The 21,219-nt window shown below is 65.2% G+C and carries 28 protein-coding genes and 1 pseudogene; 17 read left to right on the top strand and 12 right to left on the bottom strand.

The window, feature by feature from the left end:
• Positions 1–44 precede the first annotated feature (44 nt).
• Positions 45–275, top strand: a complete 231-nt coding sequence (locus tag ACQPZ2_RS06160; RefSeq protein ID WP_433524672.1) for a hypothetical protein — start codon at positions 45–47, stop codon at positions 273–275.
• Between the two features lie 90 nt (positions 276–365).
• On the opposite strand, the gene hppD is transcribed toward ACQPZ2_RS06160, so the two are convergent.
• On the bottom strand, positions 366–1,574 hold the full coding sequence (gene hppD / locus ACQPZ2_RS06155; protein WP_433524671.1) for a 4-hydroxyphenylpyruvate dioxygenase: 1,209 nt from the start codon (positions 1,572–1,574) through the stop codon (positions 366–368).
• A gap of 159 nt (positions 1,575–1,733) precedes the next feature.
• Between hppD and ACQPZ2_RS06150 the strand changes: the two genes are divergently transcribed.
• Together ACQPZ2_RS06150 and ACQPZ2_RS06145 are read left to right on the top strand one after the other, a co-directional pair.
• Complete coding sequence (locus ACQPZ2_RS06150) at positions 1,734–2,258, top strand: Lrp/AsnC family transcriptional regulator (RefSeq protein WP_063047414.1); 525 nt, start codon at positions 1,734–1,736, stop codon at positions 2,256–2,258.
• Between the two features lie 47 nt (positions 2,259–2,305).
• Entirely contained in the window at positions 2,306–3,469 is a 1,164-nt protein-coding gene (locus tag ACQPZ2_RS06145) for a low temperature requirement protein A (RefSeq protein ID WP_433524670.1), read from the top strand.
• A 9-nt stretch (positions 3,470–3,478) separates the two neighbouring features.
• On the opposite strand, the gene ACQPZ2_RS06140 is transcribed toward ACQPZ2_RS06145, so the two are convergent.
• Both ACQPZ2_RS06140 and ACQPZ2_RS06135 read right to left on the bottom strand, forming a co-directional pair.
• Positions 3,479–4,588 (bottom strand): winged helix DNA-binding domain-containing protein, encoded by a 1,110-nt coding sequence (locus tag ACQPZ2_RS06140; protein ID WP_433527337.1) that lies wholly within the window; start codon positions 4,586–4,588, stop codon positions 3,479–3,481.
• Positions 4,589–4,724: 136 nt separating this feature from the next.
• Positions 4,725–5,699, bottom strand: a complete 975-nt coding sequence (locus ACQPZ2_RS06135) for an NADPH:quinone oxidoreductase family protein (RefSeq protein ID WP_433524669.1) — start codon at positions 5,697–5,699, stop codon at positions 4,725–4,727.
• 146 nt (positions 5,700–5,845) lie between these two features.
• Here ACQPZ2_RS06135 and ACQPZ2_RS06130 point away from each other — a divergent pair, with 146 nt between their 5' ends.
• Positions 5,846–6,169, top strand: coding sequence for a type VII secretion target (locus ACQPZ2_RS06130; RefSeq protein ID WP_433524668.1), 324 nt, complete (start codon positions 5,846–5,848; stop codon positions 6,167–6,169).
• On the top strand, positions 6,166–7,299 hold the full coding sequence (locus ACQPZ2_RS06125) for a transglycosylase SLT domain-containing protein (protein WP_433524667.1): 1,134 nt from the start codon (positions 6,166–6,168) through the stop codon (positions 7,297–7,299). The genes ACQPZ2_RS06130 and ACQPZ2_RS06125 overlap by 4 nt, the downstream gene beginning before the upstream one ends.
• 44 nt (positions 7,300–7,343) lie before the next feature.
• Here ACQPZ2_RS06125 and ACQPZ2_RS06120 read toward each other — a convergent pair whose 3' ends face one another.
• A complete protein-coding gene (locus ACQPZ2_RS06120; RefSeq protein ID WP_433524666.1) occupies positions 7,344–7,535 on the bottom strand; it encodes a DNA-binding protein in 192 nt (63 codons plus the stop codon).
• Between the two features lie 137 nt (positions 7,536–7,672).
• Between ACQPZ2_RS06120 and ACQPZ2_RS06115 the strand changes: the two genes are divergently transcribed.
• Complete coding sequence (locus tag ACQPZ2_RS06115; RefSeq protein WP_063047405.1) at positions 7,673–8,440, top strand: acyl-[acyl-carrier-protein] thioesterase; 768 nt, start codon at positions 7,673–7,675, stop codon at positions 8,438–8,440.
• A 42-nt stretch (positions 8,441–8,482) separates the two neighbouring features.
• On the opposite strand, the gene ACQPZ2_RS06110 is transcribed toward ACQPZ2_RS06115, so the two are convergent.
• Entirely contained in the window at positions 8,483–10,153 is a 1,671-nt protein-coding gene (locus tag ACQPZ2_RS06110; RefSeq protein WP_433524665.1) for an FAD-dependent oxidoreductase, read from the bottom strand.
• A gap of 182 nt (positions 10,154–10,335) precedes the next feature.
• On the opposite strand from ACQPZ2_RS06110, the gene ACQPZ2_RS06105 reads away from it, so the two are divergent.
• On the top strand, positions 10,336–10,827 hold the full coding sequence (locus ACQPZ2_RS06105) for a SixA phosphatase family protein (protein ID WP_433524664.1): 492 nt from the start codon (positions 10,336–10,338) through the stop codon (positions 10,825–10,827).
• Between the two features lie 12 nt (positions 10,828–10,839).
• Here ACQPZ2_RS06105 and ACQPZ2_RS06100 read toward each other — a convergent pair whose 3' ends face one another.
• On the bottom strand, positions 10,840–11,043 hold the full coding sequence (locus ACQPZ2_RS06100; protein ID WP_062983850.1) for a hypothetical protein: 204 nt from the start codon (positions 11,041–11,043) through the stop codon (positions 10,840–10,842).
• A gap of 59 nt (positions 11,044–11,102) precedes the next feature.
• Between ACQPZ2_RS06100 and ACQPZ2_RS06095 the strand changes: the two genes are divergently transcribed.
• Positions 11,103–11,471 (top strand): glyoxalase superfamily protein, encoded by a 369-nt coding sequence (locus ACQPZ2_RS06095; protein WP_063047402.1) that lies wholly within the window; start codon positions 11,103–11,105, stop codon positions 11,469–11,471.
• 62 nt (positions 11,472–11,533) lie between these two features.
• On the opposite strand, the gene ACQPZ2_RS06090 is transcribed toward ACQPZ2_RS06095, so the two are convergent.
• On the bottom strand, positions 11,534–12,109 hold the full coding sequence (locus ACQPZ2_RS06090; RefSeq protein ID WP_433524663.1) for a Uma2 family endonuclease: 576 nt from the start codon (positions 12,107–12,109) through the stop codon (positions 11,534–11,536).
• 159 nt (positions 12,110–12,268) lie between these two features.
• Between ACQPZ2_RS06090 and ACQPZ2_RS06085 the strand changes: the two genes are divergently transcribed.
• The 7 genes and pseudogenes from ACQPZ2_RS06085 (at position 12,269) to ACQPZ2_RS06055 (ending at position 16,696) form a co-directional block, all read left to right on the top strand.
• The gene (locus ACQPZ2_RS06085; RefSeq protein ID WP_433524662.1) at positions 12,269–12,739 is read left to right on the top strand and encodes a MerR family transcriptional regulator; all 471 of its coding nucleotides are present in this window, start codon (positions 12,269–12,271) and stop codon (positions 12,737–12,739) included.
• Positions 12,736–13,746 (top strand): aldo/keto reductase, encoded by a 1,011-nt coding sequence (locus ACQPZ2_RS06080; protein WP_433524661.1) that lies wholly within the window; start codon positions 12,736–12,738, stop codon positions 13,744–13,746. Before ACQPZ2_RS06085 ends, ACQPZ2_RS06080 begins: the two co-directional genes overlap by 4 nt.
• 29 nt (positions 13,747–13,775) lie before the next feature.
• The gene (locus ACQPZ2_RS06075; RefSeq protein WP_327093977.1) at positions 13,776–14,069 is read left to right on the top strand and encodes a putative quinol monooxygenase; all 294 of its coding nucleotides are present in this window, start codon (positions 13,776–13,778) and stop codon (positions 14,067–14,069) included.
• Between the two features lie 64 nt (positions 14,070–14,133).
• A pseudogene (locus ACQPZ2_RS06070) lies at positions 14,134–14,592 on the top strand (carboxymuconolactone decarboxylase family protein); the annotation flags it as partial.
• 18 nt (positions 14,593–14,610) lie between these two features.
• A complete protein-coding gene (locus ACQPZ2_RS06065; RefSeq protein WP_433527336.1) occupies positions 14,611–14,922 on the top strand; it encodes a GNAT family N-acetyltransferase in 312 nt (103 codons plus the stop codon).
• Entirely contained in the window at positions 14,919–15,908 is a 990-nt protein-coding gene (locus tag ACQPZ2_RS06060) for a pirin family protein (RefSeq protein ID WP_433524660.1), read from the top strand. Before ACQPZ2_RS06065 ends, ACQPZ2_RS06060 begins: the two co-directional genes overlap by 4 nt.
• Positions 15,909–16,051: 143 nt before the next feature.
• A complete protein-coding gene (locus ACQPZ2_RS06055; protein WP_433524659.1) occupies positions 16,052–16,696 on the top strand; it encodes a hypothetical protein in 645 nt (214 codons plus the stop codon).
• Here ACQPZ2_RS06055 and ACQPZ2_RS06050 read toward each other — a convergent pair.
• Positions 16,686–17,552, bottom strand: coding sequence for a helix-turn-helix transcriptional regulator (locus tag ACQPZ2_RS06050; RefSeq protein ID WP_433524658.1), 867 nt, complete (start codon positions 17,550–17,552; stop codon positions 16,686–16,688). The two genes, ACQPZ2_RS06055 and ACQPZ2_RS06050, sit on opposite strands and share 11 nt — an antisense overlap.
• Positions 17,553–17,652: 100 nt before the next feature.
• On the opposite strand from ACQPZ2_RS06050, the gene ACQPZ2_RS06045 reads away from it, so the two are divergent.
• Positions 17,653–18,660, top strand: coding sequence for an aldo/keto reductase (locus tag ACQPZ2_RS06045; RefSeq protein ID WP_433524657.1), 1,008 nt, complete (start codon positions 17,653–17,655; stop codon positions 18,658–18,660).
• A 53-nt stretch (positions 18,661–18,713) separates the two neighbouring features.
• Here ACQPZ2_RS06045 and ACQPZ2_RS06040 read toward each other — a convergent pair whose 3' ends face one another.
• Together ACQPZ2_RS06040 and ACQPZ2_RS06035 are read right to left on the bottom strand one after the other, a co-directional pair.
• Positions 18,714–19,184: a PaaI family thioesterase gene (locus ACQPZ2_RS06040; protein ID WP_433524656.1), complete on the bottom strand. Its 471-nt coding sequence runs from the start codon at positions 19,182–19,184 to the stop codon at positions 18,714–18,716.
• Positions 19,185–19,252: 68 nt separating this feature from the next.
• On the bottom strand, positions 19,253–19,570 hold the full coding sequence (locus tag ACQPZ2_RS06035) for a CD225/dispanin family protein (RefSeq protein WP_169814680.1): 318 nt from the start codon (positions 19,568–19,570) through the stop codon (positions 19,253–19,255).
• Positions 19,571–19,722: 152 nt separating this feature from the next.
• Between ACQPZ2_RS06035 and ACQPZ2_RS06030 the strand changes: the two genes are divergently transcribed.
• A complete protein-coding gene (locus ACQPZ2_RS06030; RefSeq protein ID WP_433524655.1) occupies positions 19,723–20,472 on the top strand; it encodes a hypothetical protein in 750 nt (249 codons plus the stop codon).
• On the opposite strand, the gene ACQPZ2_RS06025 is transcribed toward ACQPZ2_RS06030, so the two are convergent.
• Together ACQPZ2_RS06025 and ACQPZ2_RS06020 are read right to left on the bottom strand one after the other, a co-directional pair.
• Positions 20,463–20,765 (bottom strand): glycerophosphodiester phosphodiesterase, encoded by a 303-nt coding sequence (locus ACQPZ2_RS06025; protein ID WP_433524654.1) that lies wholly within the window; start codon positions 20,763–20,765, stop codon positions 20,463–20,465. The two genes, ACQPZ2_RS06030 and ACQPZ2_RS06025, sit on opposite strands and share 10 nt — an antisense overlap.
• Positions 20,766–20,936: 171 nt before the next feature.
• Positions 20,937–21,206, bottom strand: a complete 270-nt coding sequence (locus ACQPZ2_RS06020; protein ID WP_433524653.1) for a hypothetical protein — start codon at positions 21,204–21,206, stop codon at positions 20,937–20,939.
• Positions 21,207–21,219 lie beyond the last annotated feature (13 nt).

Here is a 21,219-nt window from a genome sequence, read left to right as displayed (position 1 = left end):
CGGCGAGATCTAGCGCGACAAGTATCAATTGGGGAGGATCTCACATGAAGTTCATTGCATACTCGATGCTCGCACTAGGTGTGACAGGCGCTGTCGTCGCCGGGGCTACCGGAACGGCGGCGGCGGTCGGTGGAGTTGCCGGCATCTACAACGACTACGCCACCTGCGTGAGTCAAGGGCGAGCAAAGGGGTTCACTGATTCCGGTGGTGACCGCTTCTTCTGCCAGCAACTTTCTGACGGCAGGTACGCACTCCTGATGCCCGGAGAGCCCTGATCCTCTCGCTTCGCCAGGTACCACAGCTATGGCTGCGTTCGGCACGAGGAGTGCCGAACGCAGCCATAGCCTGGAACAGTGCCTCGAGCCCTACAGATTGCCGCGCGCCGCCTGTTCGCGCTCTATCGCTTGGAAGAGTGCCTTGAAGTTGCCCTTGCCGAAACCGAGTGAGCCGTGGCGTTCGATGAGTTCGAAGAAGACGGTCGGGCGGTCGGTGAGCGGTTTGGTGAAGATCTGCAGCAGGTAGCCGTCTTCGTCGCGGTCGACCAGAATGCCGCGGCGCTGCAGCTCACGCACCGGGACGCGGACGTGGCTGATGCGAGCACGCAGTTCGGGATCGGAATAGTAGGTGTCCGGCGTTTCGAGGAATTCGACGCCCTCGCGGCGCAATACATCGACGCATTCGAGGATGTCGCTGGTGGCCAGCGCGATGTGCTGTACGCCGGGACCGCGGTAGAACTCCAGGTATTCATCGATCTGGGACCGCTTCTTACCCATCGCGGGTTCGTTGAGCGGGAACTTCACCCGGTGGTTGCCATTGGCCACCACCTTGCTCATCAGCGCCGAGTATTCGGTGGCGATATCGTCGCCGACGAATTCGGCCATATTCGTGAATCCCATGACGCGGCGGTAGAACTCGACCCACTCGTCCATCATGCCGAGCTCCACATTGCCGACGACATGGTCGATGGCCTGGAACAGCCTGGTCGGTGTGCCGACGCGGGGCTGATATCCGGAGCGGCGGGCGACATATCCGGGCAGATACGGCCCGTAGTATTCGGAGCGGTCGATCAGCGTATGCCTGGTCTCGCCGTAGGTGGCCAGGGCGGCCGAGCGGACGGTGCCGAATTCGTCTGTGTCGTCATGTGGTTCGACCAGGACCCTCGCGCCGTGCGTCCGTGCCCATTCGATGCAGCGGTCCACATCCGGGACCTCGAGCGCGATATCGACAATGCCGTCGCCGTGCCGATCGTGGTGCGCGACCAGCGGGCTGTCCGGTGCGACCGCGCCGGTGACGACGAATCTGGCCGCACCGCTGCGCAGCACATAAGCCTTGTGATCACGGTTGCCGGTCTCCGGCCCCGAGTAGGCCTCCAGCCGCATACCGAAGGCGGATTCCAGGAAGTGCGCGGTCTGGGTCGCGTTGCCGACCACCCAGACCAGCGCGTCCCAGCCGATGACCGGGAACGGATCGATGCTGTCGTCGTGATCGACCAGCCCGACCAGGCGGCGCAACTCACCGTCGGTTGGCAGCGGGCCGCTCGGTCGTTGGGCATTCCGCAGATGCTCGATGGTCATGATCCAAGGAAATCGCCGCCCCATCGGATAGGCAACATCACCGATTTCGGTTAGACACTATGGCGAAATCGGCTAGCAAGTGACCCCTGATGCTGGACAATTTGAATAGCACCACAAGTGACCCGCACCACGCCGGTCGCGCCCCGAACGGAGGCCGTCATGTCGCGCACGCCCGCGAAACTGGATGAACTCGATCTCGCCATCCTCACCGCGATGCACGAGTATCAGAAGGCGGGCATTCTCGAGCTGTCCCGGCGCACCCGGGTTGCCAGGGCCACCGTTCAGTCGCGCATCGCGCGAATGGAGGAGTCGGGCGTCATCTCCTCCTACGATCCGCAGATCGATGTCACCGCTGCGGGTTTCGATGTGCAGGCCTTCGTCACCTTGGAGATCGCACAGGGCGCGCTGGATGCGGTGGCGGCCGAACTCGACGCGATTCCCGGTGTGCTGGAGGCATATGCGACCACCGGCTCCGGCGATGTGCTGTGCCGGATCGGCGCGGATTCACATGCCGGGTTGCAGGCGGTGCTGTTGAGCATCGATCGGACGAGTTCGGTGGTGCGCTCGCACAGTGTGATCGTGCTTTCGACGGTGGTCGCGCACCGGACGCTGCCGCTGTTGCGCACGCTCACACCGACCGGAACGACGAAAGCGCCCGCCTACCGGGACAACCCGGAGCGCTGAGTCCATCTAGGCTCGTACTTCCTGTGTCACCGGAGTACGAGATTTCGATGAGCGAGCCTGCCGAATCCACCACCGCAACACCCCATGCCCGCGCCACCTGGGCGGAACTATTCTTCGACCTGGTCCTCGTCTTCGCGGTCACCCAGACCGCGCATGTGCTCGGCCACCACACCTCGATCGGCACGCTGGGCCATGCGCTGGTGCTGCTGGCGCCGCTGTGGTGGGGGTGGGTCGGGGTCACCATCCTGGTGAATACCGTGGAGGAGAACAACGCTCAGCGCCTGGTGCTGTTCGGGTCCGGGCTGTGCATCTTCCTGATGGCGGTGGCCGCGCCCGCCGCACTGGACCAACCCCGAGGGGCCGCAATGGTTTTCGCGGGTGCGCATCTATTGCTGCGGATCGTCTTGTTCGTCGCGGTCACCCGCACGAACGGGTTCGCGACCACCATCAACCCCTTCAGCATCGGATTGGTCACCGGCATAGCGATTTTCGCGAGCGCGCCGCTGCCGGAACATGCACGCATCTGGGTCTGGACCGGGGCCCTTGTGGTGCAGTTGGGCGCTCCGCTGCTGTACAGCAGGGCCGTGCGCAACCGGACGATCGGGGTTTCGCATCTCGCCGAGCGGTTCGGCCTGTTCATCATCATCGCGCTGGGCGAATCCGTGGTGGATGCGGGTGCGCAGGCGTCCTCGACCGGCCTCGATCCGGCGGTGGTGACCACGCTGGTGCTCGCCTTCATGGTCGGCCTCGGACTGTGGTGGATCTACTTCCATCGATCCGCGCGGCTGATCGAACATGCACTGTCCACCATGCCCGCACCCGGGCTGATCGTGCGAGATGTGTTGAGCTACGGGCATTTCGCACTGGTCACCGGGCTGGTGGCGGTCGCAGTCGGGCTCGGACATTCGGTCGCCGACCCCGGCCATACCGCGCACGGCGTTGCCGCAGCGCTGGCGCCGGGTGGCGCTGCGCTGTTCATGGTGGCACTGGTGGTGAATCGGTGGCGAATGCTCGGCAATGTGGCGACCACACGCGTTGTACCGGCAATCGCATTGATCGCCATCGCGCTGACCTCGTCGCTGCTGCCCGCCATCGTCGTGGTCGCGCTGACCGCGGCCGTGCTGGTAACCGCCAATATCGTCGAGCAACTGGTGGCCGCACCCGGTCGGCCGCTGCCCGCGGTGCCCATCGGACGCCGCCGTTCGCGATAACGCCCCGGTTCAGGGACGCAGATCCCCGTTCACGTCGAGGATTTCCACGCTCGGCCGCTTGTCGGCCTCCAGGAATGCGACCAGCGCGTTGGCTTCGGCGTCCACCGCCGCGTATTCCGTGCCCGACCACTTCCGGGTCGGGGTGATGCGCAGACGGGCGACACCCTTCTCCAGAAAGATCTTGTAGAAGCCCGCGAGAAAGCCGTCGACCAGGACCGGGGATACCGCCGTGGCGAATGCGCGCAAGGGTGGGGCCGTGCCGTCGGGGACGATCCTGGTTCGGTCCTGGTGCGAGAGGATCGCATTGTCGTACCAGCCGAGCAGGCGGACCGGCGCGGGCAGGTCGGGATCGGCGAGTTCGCCCTCGGCGATGTCGTAGAGGGTGCGGCCGCGCTCGTCGGTGTAGGTGCGCAGGCGGTCGCCGAGCTGTTCGACGGCGGCCTTCATGCCGGTCAGCTTCGACCAGGTCTGCATATCCATGGTGCTGGCCGGACCGAAGGCGCGCAGATAACGAAAGACCAGCTCCGCCAACGGATAGCCATATTCGAGCGGTGCCCCGAGCCAGGGTTCGACGCGGGACCAGACCGGCCTGCTGTTGTCCTTCCATCTGCCGCGCGGCGGAGTCTGCAATACGGGCAGTTGGTACAGCCAGGTCTGCAGCACCGCACCGGCATCGCGATCCGGGTAGATCGCCGCGGCCTTGGCGCGCAGGTCCGCCGCCGACATCGGCTCGTCACCGAGCGCGGCCTCGCCGTGCTCGCGCACCTCGTCCGGATCCAGCCCGACCATCGCGCCGTAGTTGAAACCCTTACGGAAGGGGACCTTTTCGAGCTCGGGTTGGATATGCGGTGCGATGCGCAGCGCATCCGGTGGCGTGACCATATGAATCGTGCCGCGCATCAAGGTGATTCGCACCAGCGAGCGATCCTCCAGTCCCGCCGAAACCGTCGCGGGATCGAAATCCGCTATGCGGCTCCACAATCCGACGAACGGCGGCGGCGAATCCTGGGCCTGCAATCCCACCAGATGGTCACACATCTCCGGCACGGTCAACGCCGAACGCTCCAGTAGATGCTGGCGTGCCAGCAAGGTCCGATTCAGTACCCGATTAGACAGCATCTGCATAGCGATTCCATGAGGGGTGGTGGTCGGGCGACGGGTGGGCCAGCTCCATGATCAGATCACGGTACCGGCGCGCACGGTTTGCCGCGCCGGACATCGAGCAGTCGGGGAATTCGCACGCGGCGGCTCATGGTCAGCGCAGGGTGACGACGACCTTGCCTGCGGCGGTGCGATTGTCGAGGGATGCCACGGCCTCGGCGGCACGGTCCAGCGGGTAGAGCACCGGTTCGGGCGGCGCGATCTTGCCCGCGGCGAGCAGGGGCTCGACCTCTTCCCACTGCTCCGTCAGGTAGCCCGGATGGGTCATCACCCATTCGCCCCATGCCGCGCCGATCACCTCGACGTTCTTGAGCAGGAGTCGATTCACCTTGACCGTCGGGATCTCACCGGCGGTGAAGCCGACCACCAGCAGACGGCCCGCCGGAGCGAGGCTGCGGATGCTGTCGGTGAACCGGTCGCCGCCGACCGGATCGAGCACGATATCCACACCGCGACCACCGGTCAGCTCCTTGACGGCCGCGAGCCAGCCGTCGGTCAGCACCACATCGGTGGCGCCGTTGGCACGTGCGACCGCCGCCTTCTCCTCGGTACTCACCACCGCGACGACCCGGCTCGCACCCAGCGCGACCGCCATCCGCAGCGTCGAGGTGCCGACGCCTCCGGCGGCACCGTGCACCAGCACGGTCTCCCCCGCGGCCAGCCTGCCGCGGTTGCGCAGGCAGAAGTGCACAGTCAGGTCGTTGAACAGGATTCCGGCCCCGGCCTGCAGAGATACGTTGTCCGGCAACCGGAAAACCATCTGCGACGGCACCACGGCAACCTCGGCGAGGGCATTGCCGAGCAACGTCAGCGCGACCACCCGATCCCCCGCCGCGACCTGCGCACCCTCCGGCGCCTCCCGCACGATCCCGGCTACCTCGCCACCGACGACGAACGGCAGCTCCGGCTTCATCTGGTACAGACCCCGCGTCATCAGCACATCCGGAAACGCCACCCCGGCCGCATGCACGTCGATGACCACACCCCCGGGATACGCCGCGGGCTCCGGAATCTCGACGACCTCGATCGCCTCCGGCCCCTCCAGCTTGCTGACCTGGGCTGCGCGCATATGCCGACCTCTCTGTCCACTCGGCGACACTCACATCATCACCGACGCACTGACTTACCTAACCACGGCCCCTCACCGCCCTGTCCACACCACCCGTTTTTGCTATGCTGACCGCGACCTGAGGTGGGGACGAAGGGGGAGTTTTCGTGGTGGAGAAGACGGACGCGGGGACCCTGCGGGTCGACGCGGGCGCGCTGCAAAAATTCGCGAAGAATCTCGGGGATGAGGCGGGCGGGGTCAAGAAACTCAATGCCGGTAACGGCTTCGACATCGCGGCAAACGCACTGCCCGGCACTCAATTCGGCACCGCGGTGCCACCGGTGACCGATGCCGTCAACCGCAGCCTGACCCGAATCGGCGAGCGCCTCGAAAAGATCGCCTCGCTCACCCACAACGCAGCGGGCGCGTTCGAAGTCGCCGAGACCGACTTCGCGAACAACCTGAAGACGATCGGCCTGCAACTGCCATGACCCTCACCCTTGATGACGTAGCCAAGTGGGAGCCCGACCACCTCGATACCGCGGGCAATAACGCGGCCAAAATTTCGACGGACCTGGATGCCGCGGTCCGCAAAGGCACCGACGACACCGCGAAATTGGGGACCGACAAGACGTGGTCGGGCGCCGCGGCCGCTGCGGCCGATGCTCGTATGGGGACCGAGCAGACCCGCGCATCGACGGTGAGCCAGGCACTGCACGATCTGCAAACCGCCTTCACCTCCCAGGTAGACAATCTGAACAATGCCAAGCGCAATGTCCTCTCGCTGCGCGACCTGGCCACCAACCCGACTTGCCCGGCCCCCGGCACGAAAACCGAGCCGGGCTTCCACGTCGCCTCGAACGGAACCGTCGATGCCAATGACCGAATCGCGTGGTACAAGGCGAATCTGAACGAGTCCGAAGCCAACCGGCTCACCGATCAGGCCACCCGCGACGCGGCATACTGGCAATCGGAGATCGTCAACGCGCTGGCACAGGCGGAATCGGTGGCCGAGCAAGCGAAAAAGCAGGTGGATCAGGCCGTCTCGAAACTCCAGAGCGCCTTCGACGGCCTGGGCGACCCGAATATCGTTGCGTCACAACCGCAGAACACCGGCACAACACCGGCCGCCACCACCTCTACCACGAGCAAGCCCAGCTATGTGACGAGCAGCCACAACGGCAGCGGTTCCGGGACGTCCTCCGGCGGTTCGTATTCCGGAGCCACCGGTGGTACGCACAACGCCACCGGGGCGATGCCGACAGGCGACGTCGCGGAATGGATCAAGAAGGCCAAGGCCAAGTTGATCGAAATGGGATACAGCCCGGATCAGATCGATGAGCGGGCCTTGGCCATGATCATCGAGCACGAGTCCGGTGGCAACCCCTTGATCGTCAACGATTGGGACAGCAATGCCGCCGCGGGCCACCCGTCGAAGGGATTGATGCAGACGATCGACAGCACCTTCAACGCATATAAGGCGCCCGGCCACGAGAATATCTACGACCCGGTCGACAACATCATCGCCGGAACTCGCTACGCCATCGACCGGTATGGCTCCCTGTCCAATGTCCCGGGCGTAGCGGCCGTCAACAGTGGTGGGGCCTACCAGGGCTACTGACCGGGATAGCACCGGCGCGGGTGCGGTGCGTGCCGGGGTGGGGATCAGCCGAAGCTCTGGTTGCTTTCGGTCAAGGCGGCGCGGAGTTCGGCGATGGCGGTGGGACCGACGCCGTGCAGCGCGGCGAGATCACGTTCGGTCCATGCGGTCAGGTCGGCCAGGCGGTGGATTCCGGCGGCAGCCAAGGCGCGTTCAGCCGGTTTGCCGAGTTTTGCGGGGAGGTCGGAGTCGGGCATGGCCCCATACTGCCCCGCGGGACCGACAACTGTGAGTAGAGGCGGCTCGACGCGAGTGTGTGACGTACGCCCCGTAAAGTCGTCTCAGAACAGCAGCGTAAGAGAACGCGGCACACCGTGCAGCGCGAGGAGCACCAGTGTCACTCGATCAGCCACTCGCCCCGCTTCCCCAGGAGGGCATGGGGTTTGCTTCGGCGTGGCCCATCCGGGCTGGCGATGTAGATCCGTACAACCGCTTGCGGTTCGACGCCGTCGCACGTTATCTGCAGGACATTGCCTGGGAACAACTGCAACAGACGAATCTGCATACGACCGATCCGAGCTGGATCGTGCGTCGTACGGTCATCGACGTCATCCGCCCGATCCTGTGGCCCGACCAGGTGCGACTGCTGCGGTGGTGTTCGAGCATGTCCACCCGGTGGACGAATATGCGGGTGCGCATCACCAGCGCGAACGGCGGATTGATCGAGACCGAGGGCTTCTGGATCAATATCAGCGAGTCCAACAATATGCCCGCCAGGATCAGCGACGAGGGCCTGTCCTACCTGGCGCAGACCACCAAGGAGCACCGCCTGCGCTGGCGGCCCTATCTCACCGACGCCACCCCGCCGGAATCGGATACCGATATGCCGTTCCCGGTGCGGGCCACCGATATCGACCAGTACAACCACGTCAACAATGCCTGTTACTGGCAGGCGGTGGAACAGTTCCTGGTCGAATACCCCAAGCTGGTCGCCGGGCCGCATCGCGCGGTGATCGAGTATGTCGCGCCGGTGCTGGCTCGTCAGCATGTCACCGTGCGCAGCCGCTACGAACCGGGCGACCGCTCCGGACGGCCGGTGTTGCGGTTGTGGTTCGTGGTCGGCGGCACCACCACGACCGTCGTGCGCATCATGCCGCTGTAAAGAAAACCGGCTCCGTTCGCTGGGAACGGAGCCGGTCGCTGTTCAGCCGCGCGCGGCCTTGAGCAGATCCTCACGGGTAGTGAGCTTGACCCGCGGCCGACCCGACGCCTTACCCGCGGACTTCTCCGCCGTATCGATCGCCTTCCAGCCCTCACGGTCGACCAGATCGGCCTGCCGCTGTCCGATCAGCGCCTTCAACGCGGCCCGATCGGCCTGTGGCACACCGAGTTTGCCCGCGGTGAAGTCGGCGAGCAGGTGCTCGACGGTCTCCTCGGAGTCGATGCGGTTGGAGCCGATGACACCGCGCGGACCGCGCTTGATCCAGCCGCTCACGTACACACCGGGCAGCGGAACACCGTCTTCGCCGATGACGCGGCCGTGCTCGTTGGGAACGACAGCGCGGCGCTCGTCGAACGGCAGATCCTTGATCGCTTCGCCCTTGTAGCCGATGGAACGCAAAACCAGTCCGGCGTCCAGGGTTTCGCTGCGATCGGTCGTGCGTGCCACCAGTTGGCCACTCTCGCTGACCAATTCGTTGTGCGCGAACTCAACCGACTCGACGTGATCGGCACCGTGCACAGCCGTCGGCGAGACCAAGTAGCGGAAGACGATCCGCTTATTGGCCGGATCGCGCCGCCCCGCCGCGTATTCCTTGGCGAGGGTGTACTTCAGCTCCAGCGACGGCTCGACCTCGGGATCGTCCAGCAGCGCCTGACTGCCCGGGTCGAGCGTCAGATCGGCCTCCTCGACGATGACATCGACGCCCTTCAGATGCGTCAGCGCCAGGAACTCCGGCGAGGTGTAGGCCGCCTGCAGCGGACCGCGCCGACCGAGCACGACGACCTCGCGGATATTGCTGCCGCGCAGCGCATCCAGGGCGTGGTCGGCGATATCGGTCTTGGCGAGTTCGTCCGGGTCCACGGTCAGCACGCGGGCGACATCCAGCGCGACATTGCCGTTGCCGACGATCACCGCGCGCTCACCGGACAGGTCGAACTTGCGATCCGCGTAGTCCGGATGCCCGTTGTACCAGGCGACGAATTCGGTCGCTGAATGGCTGCCCGGCAGATCCTCGCCCGGCACGCCCAAACGGCGGTCGGAGGACGCGCCGACGGCGTAGATGACCGCGTGGTGGTGCGCGAGCAGTTCCTCGTGGCTGATGTGCGTGCCGACCTCCACATTGAGGTAGTACTGCAGCGTCTCGCGCCGGAAGGCCGACTCGAACAGACCGGAGACCGTCTTGGTGCCCGGGTGATCGGGGGCGACGCCCGCGCGCACCAGACCCCACGGCGTAGGCAGCCGATCGAACATCTCGACCTCGACATCGCAGCGGCGCAGCAGCTCGTCGGCCGCATAACAGGCCGCGGGTCCCGCGCCGACGATCGCGACGCGCAGCGTGCCGAGTTCCTTGGGCGGACGCGCGGGCGTGACGATCGGATCGAAGTTCGATTCGAGTGGATGCCGCTGGAAGTAGGCGGCGTTGATGTCACGGAACCTGGCCAGCGACGCGGTCAGATCATCCTCGGAGAAGATGGCCTCCACCGGGCACGCGTCGACGCAGGCACCGCAGTCGATACAGGTGTCGGGGTCGATGTAGAGCATCTCGGTCGTCGCGAATTCCGGCTGGTCCGGGGTGGGACGGATGCAATCGACCGGGCACTCAGTGACGCAGCTGGCGTCGTTGCAACAACGCTGCGTGATTACGTAGGCCATATTGTGCAGATCCTCGAAAATGTACCTGGGCTATAGCCACCCAAGGGGGTCGGGAGTGGTCGGGAGCGTCATCGTCACGGTGCCGGCGGGGGTGCCCCATGAGGCGCCGTGATTGTGATGCCGCTTTCAGTTTGCCTCGAGTGTGTTCGAGGCCTCTCCTCCGGAGGGCTTACGGTATCTCCATGGTGCGGACTCTGATCCTCATGCGGCACGGTAAGTCGTCCTATCCCGACGGTATCTCCGATCACGAACGCCCGCTCGCTCCGCGTGGTCAGCGCGAGGCCGGACTTGCCGGTCAGTGGTTACGCGAGACCCAGCCGCCGATCGATGCGGTACGGTGCTCGACCGCCACCCGCACGCGGGAAACGCTGGACGCGACCGGAGTTACCGCGCCGGTGGTCTACGAGGCGGGCATCTACGAGGCGTCGCCGCGCACGCTCATCGAATTGGTCCAGCTCAGCGATGACGATGTCACGACGCTGCTGGTCGTCGGGCATGCGCCCGGAATGCCGTGGACGGCATGGGAGTTGGCGAGCAATCGCGACTCCGATCCGGCGATCGAGCTCAGCCGGAAATTCCCCACGTCGGCGCTGGCGGTGCTCGAATTCGACCGGCCGTGGGCGCAGGTGGACGAGGGCACCGGCGATCTGGTGCGCTTCCACATTCCGCGCTGATCGCGGACGGCGTCAGTGCAATAGTTTGCCGCCGACGACCACGACGACGCCGAGGACGACGAGTAGCACGAACGCGGCGAATCCGCCGAGCAGCCACCACACGACGCCGAGCGCCAGCACGAACGGCGCCACCGCGATAGCGGTGATCACGGGGCTTTCCTTGACCGTGGCCCAGGCCGAGCGGGCCCTGATCCGGTCGATGTCCTTACCTGGCATGTCACCAGGGTAGGTGCGAAAACCCGTTCTCGCCGTCGAGCGGGTGGGATGCTCTCCGGATGGATTGGAAAATCGAACTGGTCGCGATTCCGGTGACCGACGTGGACCGCGCCAAGGACTTCTACACCAAGATCGGCTTCAACGCCGACCACGACCACCGCGTCGACGAGACCCTGCGCTTCGTTCAACTGACCCCACCGGGCTCCGGCTGTTCCATCTGCATCGGTGAGGGCATCACCGACGCCGCACCGGGCAGCGTCGAAGGCATGCAGGTGGTCGTCGCGAGCGCCGAGGACGCGTACCAGCAGTTGGTCGCGGCGGGTGTGGACGCGTCGCCGGTGGTGGATATGGGCTGGGGTCTGTTCACCTTCTTCACCGACCCCGACGGCAACAAATGGGCGGTGCAGGAGCTGCCCAAGCGCGACTGACTCCGCAGCGGCACGTTGGTCGTCGTCGTGCTTGGATGCGCGGCGATGACAGTGTCCGGGCACTACCCCAGCTGATCGAGCCGAATCGTCAGCGGGCACGGCGAGTTGGTCGTGAACTCGCCCGTCACCTCGCCGTTGTCGACATATCCGAGTTCATCGGTGAGCACGAAGGCGACCAGACTCAATGGCGTAGTCAGATCGATGATCCAGTAGTGCGAGATTCCCGCCTCTGCGTACTCGCTGCGCTTGGTGACATAGTCCGTGCGCCGAGAACCAGGAGAGACGATCTCGACCACAACGTGAACAGCCGACGCGCGCAACACTCCCCCCTCGGCCTCGACCCGCTGGTACTCGGAACTGTCGACAACCACCAGATCAGGCCGACGGACTGTGGCCGGTCCCTCCGCATTGACCAGTTGCAAATCAACATCGACGTCCGGGACGGCGACGAGCTCGTCCGGCAACTGTTCGTCCACCTGGCTGAAAAGTCGGGCCCCCAGCCTCATGTGACGTGGCTTCGGCGACGGCGACATCATCAGAATCCCCTCCTGCAGTTCCCAACGCGTCTGATCGTCCTCGCCGAGTGCCTCGTACTCGGCAATCGTCAACAGCCGCCATGGCTCAGGAAGTGCCGTCACCCTCGCTCCTCAGCTCGCCCCACCCTGGTCGGCTCCAGTGTCCCACGCAAGGTACCGGCACGGCTGCAAGCAAAACCGGTGTTCGGCAGAATTGAGGCTTGCTTGGAGTGCGCTCCAGGTTATTAACGTCGGTTGTGTTCATCGAGAAGGGCGAGTGCAGTGGGTGGAGCCGTAGGTCAGGTTGTCGGTGATCAGCAAGTTGTCGATGCGGATCGGGAGAAGCCGCAGTATTCGATCGGCGAGGCCGCCGATCGGTCGGGACTGAGTCGCGACACGCTGCGCTGGTACGAGCGGATCGGGCTGATGAACTACATCGGGCGCGATCACGCCGGGAAGCGGCGGTTCAGCAACCGCGATCTGGAGTGGTTGGCACTGATCGGCAGGTTGCGCACCACCGGGATGTCGGTGGCGGACATGGTCCGCTACGCCGAATTGGTGCGGGAGGGGGAATCCACCGTGCCCGAGCGGCTGCAGATGTTCCGCAATACCCGCGCGGAGGTGCTCGCCAAGATCGACGAACTCCGTCAGACCCTGGCCGTACTCGACTACAAGATCGACCTGTACGAGGGCAAGACCACCGCCGTCAAACCGGCCGCACTCACGCAACCATGCGAAGGGATCAAATTATGAGCTCACTTCCGACCGCGGCATTGGGCGCCAGCGGCATCCAGGTGGGTGCACAAGGCTTGGGCTGCATGGGAATCAGCGATTTCTACGGTCCCTCGGACCTCACCGAATCGCGGGCGACCCTGGATCGCGCACTGGAACTCGGCGTCACCCTGTTCGACACGGCCGATATGTACGGCTCGGGTCACAACGAGGAATTCCTGAGCGATTTCGTGCGCGCCAACCGCGACCGGGTGGTCCTCGCCACCAAGTTCGGCATCGCCCGCAAGGCCGACGACCCGACCTACCGCGGCATCGACAACTCTCCCGAATACATCCGCAAGGCGGTCGATGCCAGCCTGCGCCGCCTCGGCATCGACACCATCGACCTGTACTACATGCACCGCCGCGATCCCGCGGTCCCGATCGAAGAATCGGTCGGCGCGATGGCCGAACTCGTCGCACAGGGCAAGGTGCGGGCACTCGGCCTGTCCGAGGTGACCGGTAACGAACTGCGCGCGGCCCATGCGGTGCATCCGATCGCGGCCGTGCAGTCCGAATGGTCGCTGTTCTCCAGGGATGTCGAGCGCAGCGCGGTACCCACCGCCGCCGAACTCGGCGTGACATTCGTGCCGTACTCGCCGCTGGGTCGCGGATTCCTCACCGGATCCTTCGCCGCGGCAGGCGATTTGGCGGACGGCAAGGATTTCCGGCACATGCAGCCGCGCTACTCGGGCGATAACGCCGCACACAACGCCGAATTGCTCGCCCCACTGCGCGCCATCGCGGACGAGCGCGGAATCTTGCTCGCGCAAGTGGCATTGGCGTGGGTGCACGCCCAGGCGGGTGTGCACGGACTGACGGTGGTCCCGATTCCGGGCACCCGCAGCCGCACCCGGCTCGCCGATAACGTCGCCGCCGCAACCATTTCACTCACCGCCGACGAATTGGCCACGCTGGACCCGATCGCCGACAAGGTGGCCGGCGACCGGTACGCGGATATGTCTTTCACCTCCGTCGGCCGGGAATGACCGACCACGCAGCAGATCAGGAGGCATCGGTGTCCACACTGACGCTCAATGTCCGATTCACCGCCAAGCCCGGTCACGAGACCGAACTGCGCGAGACGCTCGAGGATTTGGTCGCGCCGACACTCGCCGAGGCGGGCTGCATCGCCTATGAGCTGTATCTGCACCCGAGCGATCCGAGCCGGGTGGTGCTGCTCGAGGAGTGGGTCGACGAGGCGGCGCTCGCTACGCATTTCGAAACCCCGCATCTGAAGGAGGCGGCGGTCGTATTGAACGAGATCCTGATCGAGCCGTTCCAACTCCGGCGGTTCCACGAGGTCGCCTGATCCCCGGCGCAGCACGGTGAACCGGACCGCAGTCCGGGCATCGTGCTGCTCTACTATCCGGACCATGGAGTCCTCCGGCAGACGCGTGTTCATCGATAAGCAGACACCCGAGGCGTTTCGAGCGCTGAACACCGTGGCCAGCACGGTCCGCGCGGCCGGCGCCGCAGCCGGACTCGACCGCAGGCTGATCGAACTGATCAATGTGCGCGTCTCGCAGCTCAACGGCTGCGCCTACTGCCTGGACGTGCACCATCGCGCCGCCGTCGCGGCCGGTGCCACCGAGCGCGAACTCGCCGTGCTGTCCGCGTGGCAGCGAACCGAGCTGTACACGCCGCTGGAGCGGGCCGCGCTGGCACTTGCCGAACTCACCACCACGCTGCCGGACGAGGCCACGCTGGACCGTGAGTACGCTCTGGCACGGGAACATTTATCGGATGAGCAGGTCTCGGTGATCCTCTGGGTCGCCACCACGATCGGCGCGTTCAACCGCGTGTCGATCCTGAGCAAGCACCCGGTACGCCCGACGAAGGAGAAGTCGACCATGACCGAATCGACCCCCGGAAACAAGGTCGCTCGCAACGACGAGAAGAATCGCTACGAGGTGTTCTACGGCGGCGAACTGGCCGGGTTCGCCGACTACGAGGAGCGCGACGACGAGACGGTGTTCATCCACACCGAGATCGATGGCGCGTTTTCCGGTAAGGGCCTCGGCACCGTCTTGGCCAAGGATGCGATCGAGGATGCGATCGGCCGCGGCCGGGTGATCCGGCCGCTGTGCCCGTTCATCAAGGCCTACCTGGAGAAGCATCCGCAATACGACGAGCATGTGGTCGGCAAGGGCGTCACCCGATGAGCGATTTGGATCCGCATCCGGAGGAAGCGGTGTGCGAGGCCACACCGGGTCCCGGTCCGGTGGCGGAGCTCTATCCGGCGCGCGAGGTCCCGCTCGGCGGGGTGCGCGGCGTTTATGTGGAACGCGTACTGCCGCAACGTGATCTGCCGACCGTCGGCGCCTGGTGCTTCCTCGATCACTTCGGCTCGCCCACGGTCACCAAGACGGGTGCGTCACCGGATATCGATCCGCATCCGCATATCGGATTGCAGACGGTGACCTGGCCGTTCGACGGACGCATCCGCCACCGCGATTCGATCGGCTCCGATGTGGAGATCGAGCCGGGACAGCTGAATCTGATGACCTCCGGCCGCGGCATCGCGCATTCCGAATACGGCGTCGCGGGGGCGCACGCCGGGCACGGACTGCAGCTGTGGATCGCGTTGCCCGGCAACAGCCTCGGGATCGATCCGCATTTCGAACAGCATCGTGAGCTGCCGGTCTACGAGGCACCAGGGGTGCGAGCGATCGTGCTGATCGGCACGTTCGCCGGACTCACCTCGCCCGCCAAGGCGTACACACCGATCGTCGGGGCGGATGTGCGAATCGAACCGGGCACCGACACCGCCATCGCCCTGGATCCCGATTTCGAGCACGCACTGATGGTGATCGAGGGCGGCGTCACAGCCGATGGCACCGAAATCGCCGCCGGCCCACTGCTCTACCTGGGCACCGGACGCGACCAGTTGCGGCTCAGCAGCGCCGAGGGCTCGCATTTCGCGCTCATCGGCGGCGAGCCGTTCGGCGAGGAATTGGTGATGTGGTGGAACTTCGTCGGCCGCAGCCACGAGGACATCGTCGAGGCCCGAAACGATTGGGAGAAAAACGTTGTCGAGCGTTTCGCCGATATCGCGGGCCACACACCGGAACAGCGCATTCCGGCCCCGCCCCTGCCCGGTCTGCATCTGAAGCCCCGCAAACGTCGCATGGGTTCGGCCAGGACCTGAATCCGAAGCACCACAAAACAATCGGGACTTTCTCTAATGCGTTGGGATTCGGGAAGGAAACCCTTCAACATCCGATCACGAAACGGTATCTTCGTTCGGAACAAACCGGACATTCCGCGCCGGTGGTCGGATGAAAGAGCAGGATGAGGATCTCCAGAATCACCGCGACGGCACTGCTTGCACTCGCGGCCAGCACGATCGGCACCGGCGTCGTACACGCGGAACCCGCACCGCCCGTACCGAATTCGACCGCCGACGTACCACTCGACCTGCAGGGCTTCTTCCAGCACATCGGCTATCACGTCGCGGCGACCGAGAACCGCCACGCCGTGGTGACGACAATTTCCGAGGGCCGCTGGGACCTGGTTCGCGACAACAAGGTCATCTCGCTGACCGATCCCAACGGACAGGTGGTCGCCGCGCTGCCGACCGCAGTGAAGATCGCCGGACATCGGATCGATCTGGTACCGGTCATCGATGAGGCGGGCACCAGGCTCTCGCTCACGCCGATCAGCACGACCGACGATCCGGTGCGCGAGGTGAGCACCGAGCAGCGCTTCTTCGATCAGGTCGAGAAGTCCATGCCGCAGGTGCTGACCGGTGCCGCGATCGGTGCGGCCATCGGATTCGTCCTCGGCTTCCCGCTCGGTCTTTTCGTCTTCGACTTCGTCACCGTCCCGGTCATGACCGTGGTCGGCGGGGCCATCGGTGCGTTCGCCGGTCTGTCCGCCGGTGGTGGTGAACCGGCCGTTCAGGCGGCGATGGATTACTTCGATCTCAATCCCTGAGCGAGCCGATATCGTCGTGCGGCAGCAGGCGCTGGGTCCCGATGACGCGCAATAGATCCAGCTTCTCCGCAGCATCGGTACCCGGACGCGGCATATAGACCAGTAGCCGCTGTGCCGCGTTCGGGGTCAGCAGGGTTTCGCAGACCGTATCGATCGCGCCCACCTCGGGGTGCAGGATCCGCTTGATATCCGAAGTCCGCACCGCCACTTCGTGTTCGTGCCACAGCTGCTCGAATTCCGTACTCGCGGCACGCAATCGGCTCACGAATTCGGTGACGTCGGCATCGCCGGATCGGCGCGCGGCGGTGGCGCGCAGATCGGCGACGTGGTTGCGGCCCAGCCGATCCCAGTCGTCCTCTGGGAACAGCGATCGCCCCTGCGGGTCGGTGAACCAGCGCCAGGCGTAGAACCGGTCCCAGCCACGCCGATTCGCGTGGTCGCCGACCAGCAGGGTGTGCATCCGGTTCTGCACCAGCACCTCGCCGAGGTCGGTGATGACGGTGGCCGCGGTGTCGTCGAGCTTGGCCAGCACATGCATGATCCCCGGAGCGACATGCTTATCGGCCACCTCGCGCCCAGGCGGTGCGTGATCGCACAGGTGGTAGAGATGGTCGCGCTCGTCATTGCTGAAACGCAGCGCCCGCGCCAGCGCGGCCAGCACCTGGGTGGAGGGCCGCGGGCCCCGGGACTGTTCGAGACGGGTGTAGTAGTCGGTGGACATCCCCGCCAGCATTGCCACCTCATCCCGGCGCAGGCCGGGCGTGCGCCGGCGCACGCCCGGTGGCAGCCCGACATCCGCGGGCGTCAACTGTTCGCGACGCCTGCGCAGGAAATCGGCCAGTTCGGATCGGTCCATGTCACCACTGTCCCGCAATACCCGCCGCCGAGCCAGGGATCGCCGGTCCCCCGATAAGCGATCTCTGCCGCAACCCTTCAGCAGGGGTCAGGCTTATCCCATGACGACATCGAAGATCACCACCAAGCTCGGCGACACCGGCCCGGCGGTCGGCCGCATCGGACTCGGCGCCATGGGCATGTCCGGCATGTACGGCACCGCTGACGACGCCGAATCGATTGCCACCATCCACGCCGCATTGGACTCAGGCGCCAACCTCATCGATACCGGCGATTTCTACGGCGCCGGTCACAACGAGATGCTGATCGGCAAGGCCATTGCCGAGCGTCCCCGCGAGGATGTGGTGCTCAGCGTGAAGTTCGGTGCACTGCGCGGGCCGGGCGGTACTTGGGGCGGCTCCGACAATCGACCCGTCGCGCTGCGCAACTTCCTCACTTACAGCCTGCAGCGCCTCGGCGTGGATTACATCGATATCTACCGGCCCGCGCGCTTGGACCCGAATGTCCCGATCGAGGAGACGATCGGCGCCATGGCCGAACTCGTCGAGGCGGGCTATATCCGGCACATCGGCCTGTCCGAGGTCGGCGTCGACACCATTCGCCGGGCCGCCGCCGTGCACCCGATCGCCGATCTGCAGATCGAATATTCGCTGATCTCCCGTGGGATCGAGGCTGAAATCCTGCCCGCGGTAAGGGAACTCGGCATCGGCATCACGGCCTATGGTGTGCTGTCGCGTGGTCTGCTCAGCGATTCGGTTCGCCCGGGTGTGACCTTCGCGCCGACCGACTTCCGCGCCCACAGCCCGCGCTTCCAGGGTGAAAATCTCGACCAGAACCTGAAATTGGTCGACGCTCTCGCGAATATCGCTGCGGAGAAGGACGTTTCGGTCGCACAACTGGCCATTGCCTGGGTGCTGACCCGGGGCACGGATATCGTGCCGATCCTCGGCGCGCGCACTCGTCAACGCTGGTCGGAATCCCTTGGGGCCGTGGATATCCAGCTCAACGCCGATGAACTGGCGACCATCGAGGCCGCGGTGCCCGCGGATCAGATCGCGGGCGAGCGTTATGCGCAAGCGCAGATGGCGCTGCTGGACAGCGAGCGCTGACGCGGTTTACGGGAGGGCGCGCGCTCAGGCACCCTCCCGACCGGGTCGATCGATCACATCCGCCGTGGCCGAATAACCGCCGTGAATGCCGATGCGGCAACGGACTTACCGGTGCTGTCGGTGATATCCACCGGCACCTCCAGCTCGACATCGACCCGCGCCGCGATATCGGCGCGGACCTTTTCCAGGGTTTCGGCGGTCAACTCGGAGGTCGCGAGAAACGGACCCGCCTCGCCCTTGGCCCGCGCCAGATATTCGATCCGGCCGTCGCGGGCGACGATGAACGTCTCACCCATGAGATCGACGATGCCCGAGATCGACGCGCCCATCGCCGCCGTCTCGGCCAGGCCGAACAGCACCGCGGCATGCAGATCACCGTTGTGGTTGAGATGTTCGGGCTTCGGCGCGATCGTCACGACATTGCGGCCCGCGCTGAACTCCACTCCTTCGATACCGGCGAACTGGATAAATCCCAGCTTCTGAAATCCGGCCATCACCAGATCGCCCATGGCCGCGTCGTCCATCGCATCTCCCACTGAACTGAAACGTGTTCTAATTTCATACCTCGGCGGGATAGCGGCTGTCCACCGGGTCAGGAAGAAGAGTGGGTGAGTGTGACGACCAGGTAGCCGAGTCCGAGTACCACGCACAGCACATTCGCCACCATGGCTCCGATTGCCCAGCCTCGCGCCTTCTTGGACGCGTCGATCGCGCCCGCGACGTCGCCCGCGATCCACTTCGAATGCACCTGGGTACCGAAGACGATCGCGACCAGCCCGACCGCCGTTCCCACCAGGCAGGTCAGCGTGCCGATAATCGTGGCGACGACCGCGAAGCCCAGATGTGCCGGTGGTTCGAACTGGGGCTGGGCAGGCGGGTAGCCATAGCCGGGCTGTTGTCCATACGTCATGGGTGGGGATCCCGTCTCGAAGTCGGCGGCCGGGCCCGGCATTTCGGGCTGTACCAGCCTACGAACACAACCTTGCACCGTGGCCGACGATCGCGCGATCGGCTCGGCTTGGGCACAATTGACATCGGTGGCATGTCTATCGCGATTGGATAATGCATGACGGCGTTGGCGCGGAAAGCGGCGGAAAAGCCGATGTGTCTGCGGCCGATCGGGCGGTAGGGCCGATGTACGACCCGACCTCCGATATCGATCGGATCATCGCGCAGCAGGTGGGTTGGTCCACGGCCGACGACCATCTGCTGTACACCTGCGGTGTCATCGACTTCCTGCTGCACGACCGGCTTGCGGAACTGCCGACCCGAGCCACCATGGTCCGGACCGAATCCGATGAAATATGCCTGGCCGAGGGCCCTGCCGTCTGGTTTCAGTGGCGGGCGGTCGGGGACGGAACCTGGAATCGCAACAGCGTGACGGCTGTCGGCACGCTGTCCTTCGTGGCGGCGGCCCATCTCGGCAATGCCATGGCGAACCGCTCGCGACGCCGCCAGGCCGAGGCCGGATTGCGCCCGCGCTGGGTGGCCGAACGCCCCGGCTCGGTAATGGTTTCGGACCGGCGGATGTACTGCTACAACGCCGATCATTCGTTCTCGGTGCATTGGTCGGGTCTGGAAATGGTGGATATGCCCGGCCCCGACCGGCTGATCTGCCGTTATCCGGACCGAAACGGCAATCCACATCTCCTCCAAGTCCAAAGCCCATGGGCCGTACTGATTTTCGCACTGGCGGCACACACTCAGTTCCCGAGCCACCCGCTCTTGCAATCGGGTAACTGGCTACCGGCGGGGTTCGAGGAAAAGTGCCACATCGCAGGCAAAACCTGCCCGCGAGTACGTCATCGGTGATATGCCCTTGGCAGCCGGTAGCCGCGTTCGGCGAGGATGGCGCGCAGCAGGTCCGGGCGGTTGGTGATCAGGCCGTCCACGCCGAGATCGATCAGCGCGGTCATGGTGGGGCGATCGTCGACCGTCCATGGCACCACCGTCATGCCGCGCTCATGTGCGGCGCGGACCAGTTCGGCGGTCGTGAATGCCGCGTAACCCGGATCCCGCACCGTGCCGTCCTGCGGACTGCCATGTACCGGTGACAGCACATTCGCGCCGAAAGACGCTGCGGCCGCGACGTATTTCTCCGGCAATGTGCCAGGGAAGTCATCTCGTCTCCGCCAGCTCGAAAGGGAATGGCGCCCTTAGCAAGAGGTAGCGGGTCGTCCAGCAGATCGAGCAGCGCCAATCGGACCCGAACGCGAAGTACGTCGGGCAGTTCGTGAACTTGTTGCTCGGCTCGGGGGCTAACCTCAATCAGAACTCTACGGCCGGTCAAAGATGTCGTCCCGTTGCAAGTCCTCACGAGTCAGGGTTCGAAATGTGCCGGGATCGGCGGCGAACTGGGCCATTCCGTCGCAGATCTGTGCGGCAACCTCGGTTCTGCGCTGCTCGGCACGCAAGCGGCGCAGTTCCTCGCGTTCAGCTTTGAGCTGCTGGTACTCGCTGAGGCTCACGATCACCTCGACGACCCCGTCGGGACCCGTGATGACACGATGCGGGTCACCGGCTGGTAGCGGGCTAGCGGGCGGCATCTGCCCATAGTAG

Origin of the sequence: Nocardia pseudovaccinii, assembly GCF_050942345.1 — a bacterium.
Classification (GTDB): Bacteria; Actinomycetota; Actinomycetes; order Mycobacteriales; family Mycobacteriaceae; genus Nocardia; species Nocardia pseudovaccinii.
This window is presented reverse-complemented; position numbering and strand designations above follow the sequence as displayed.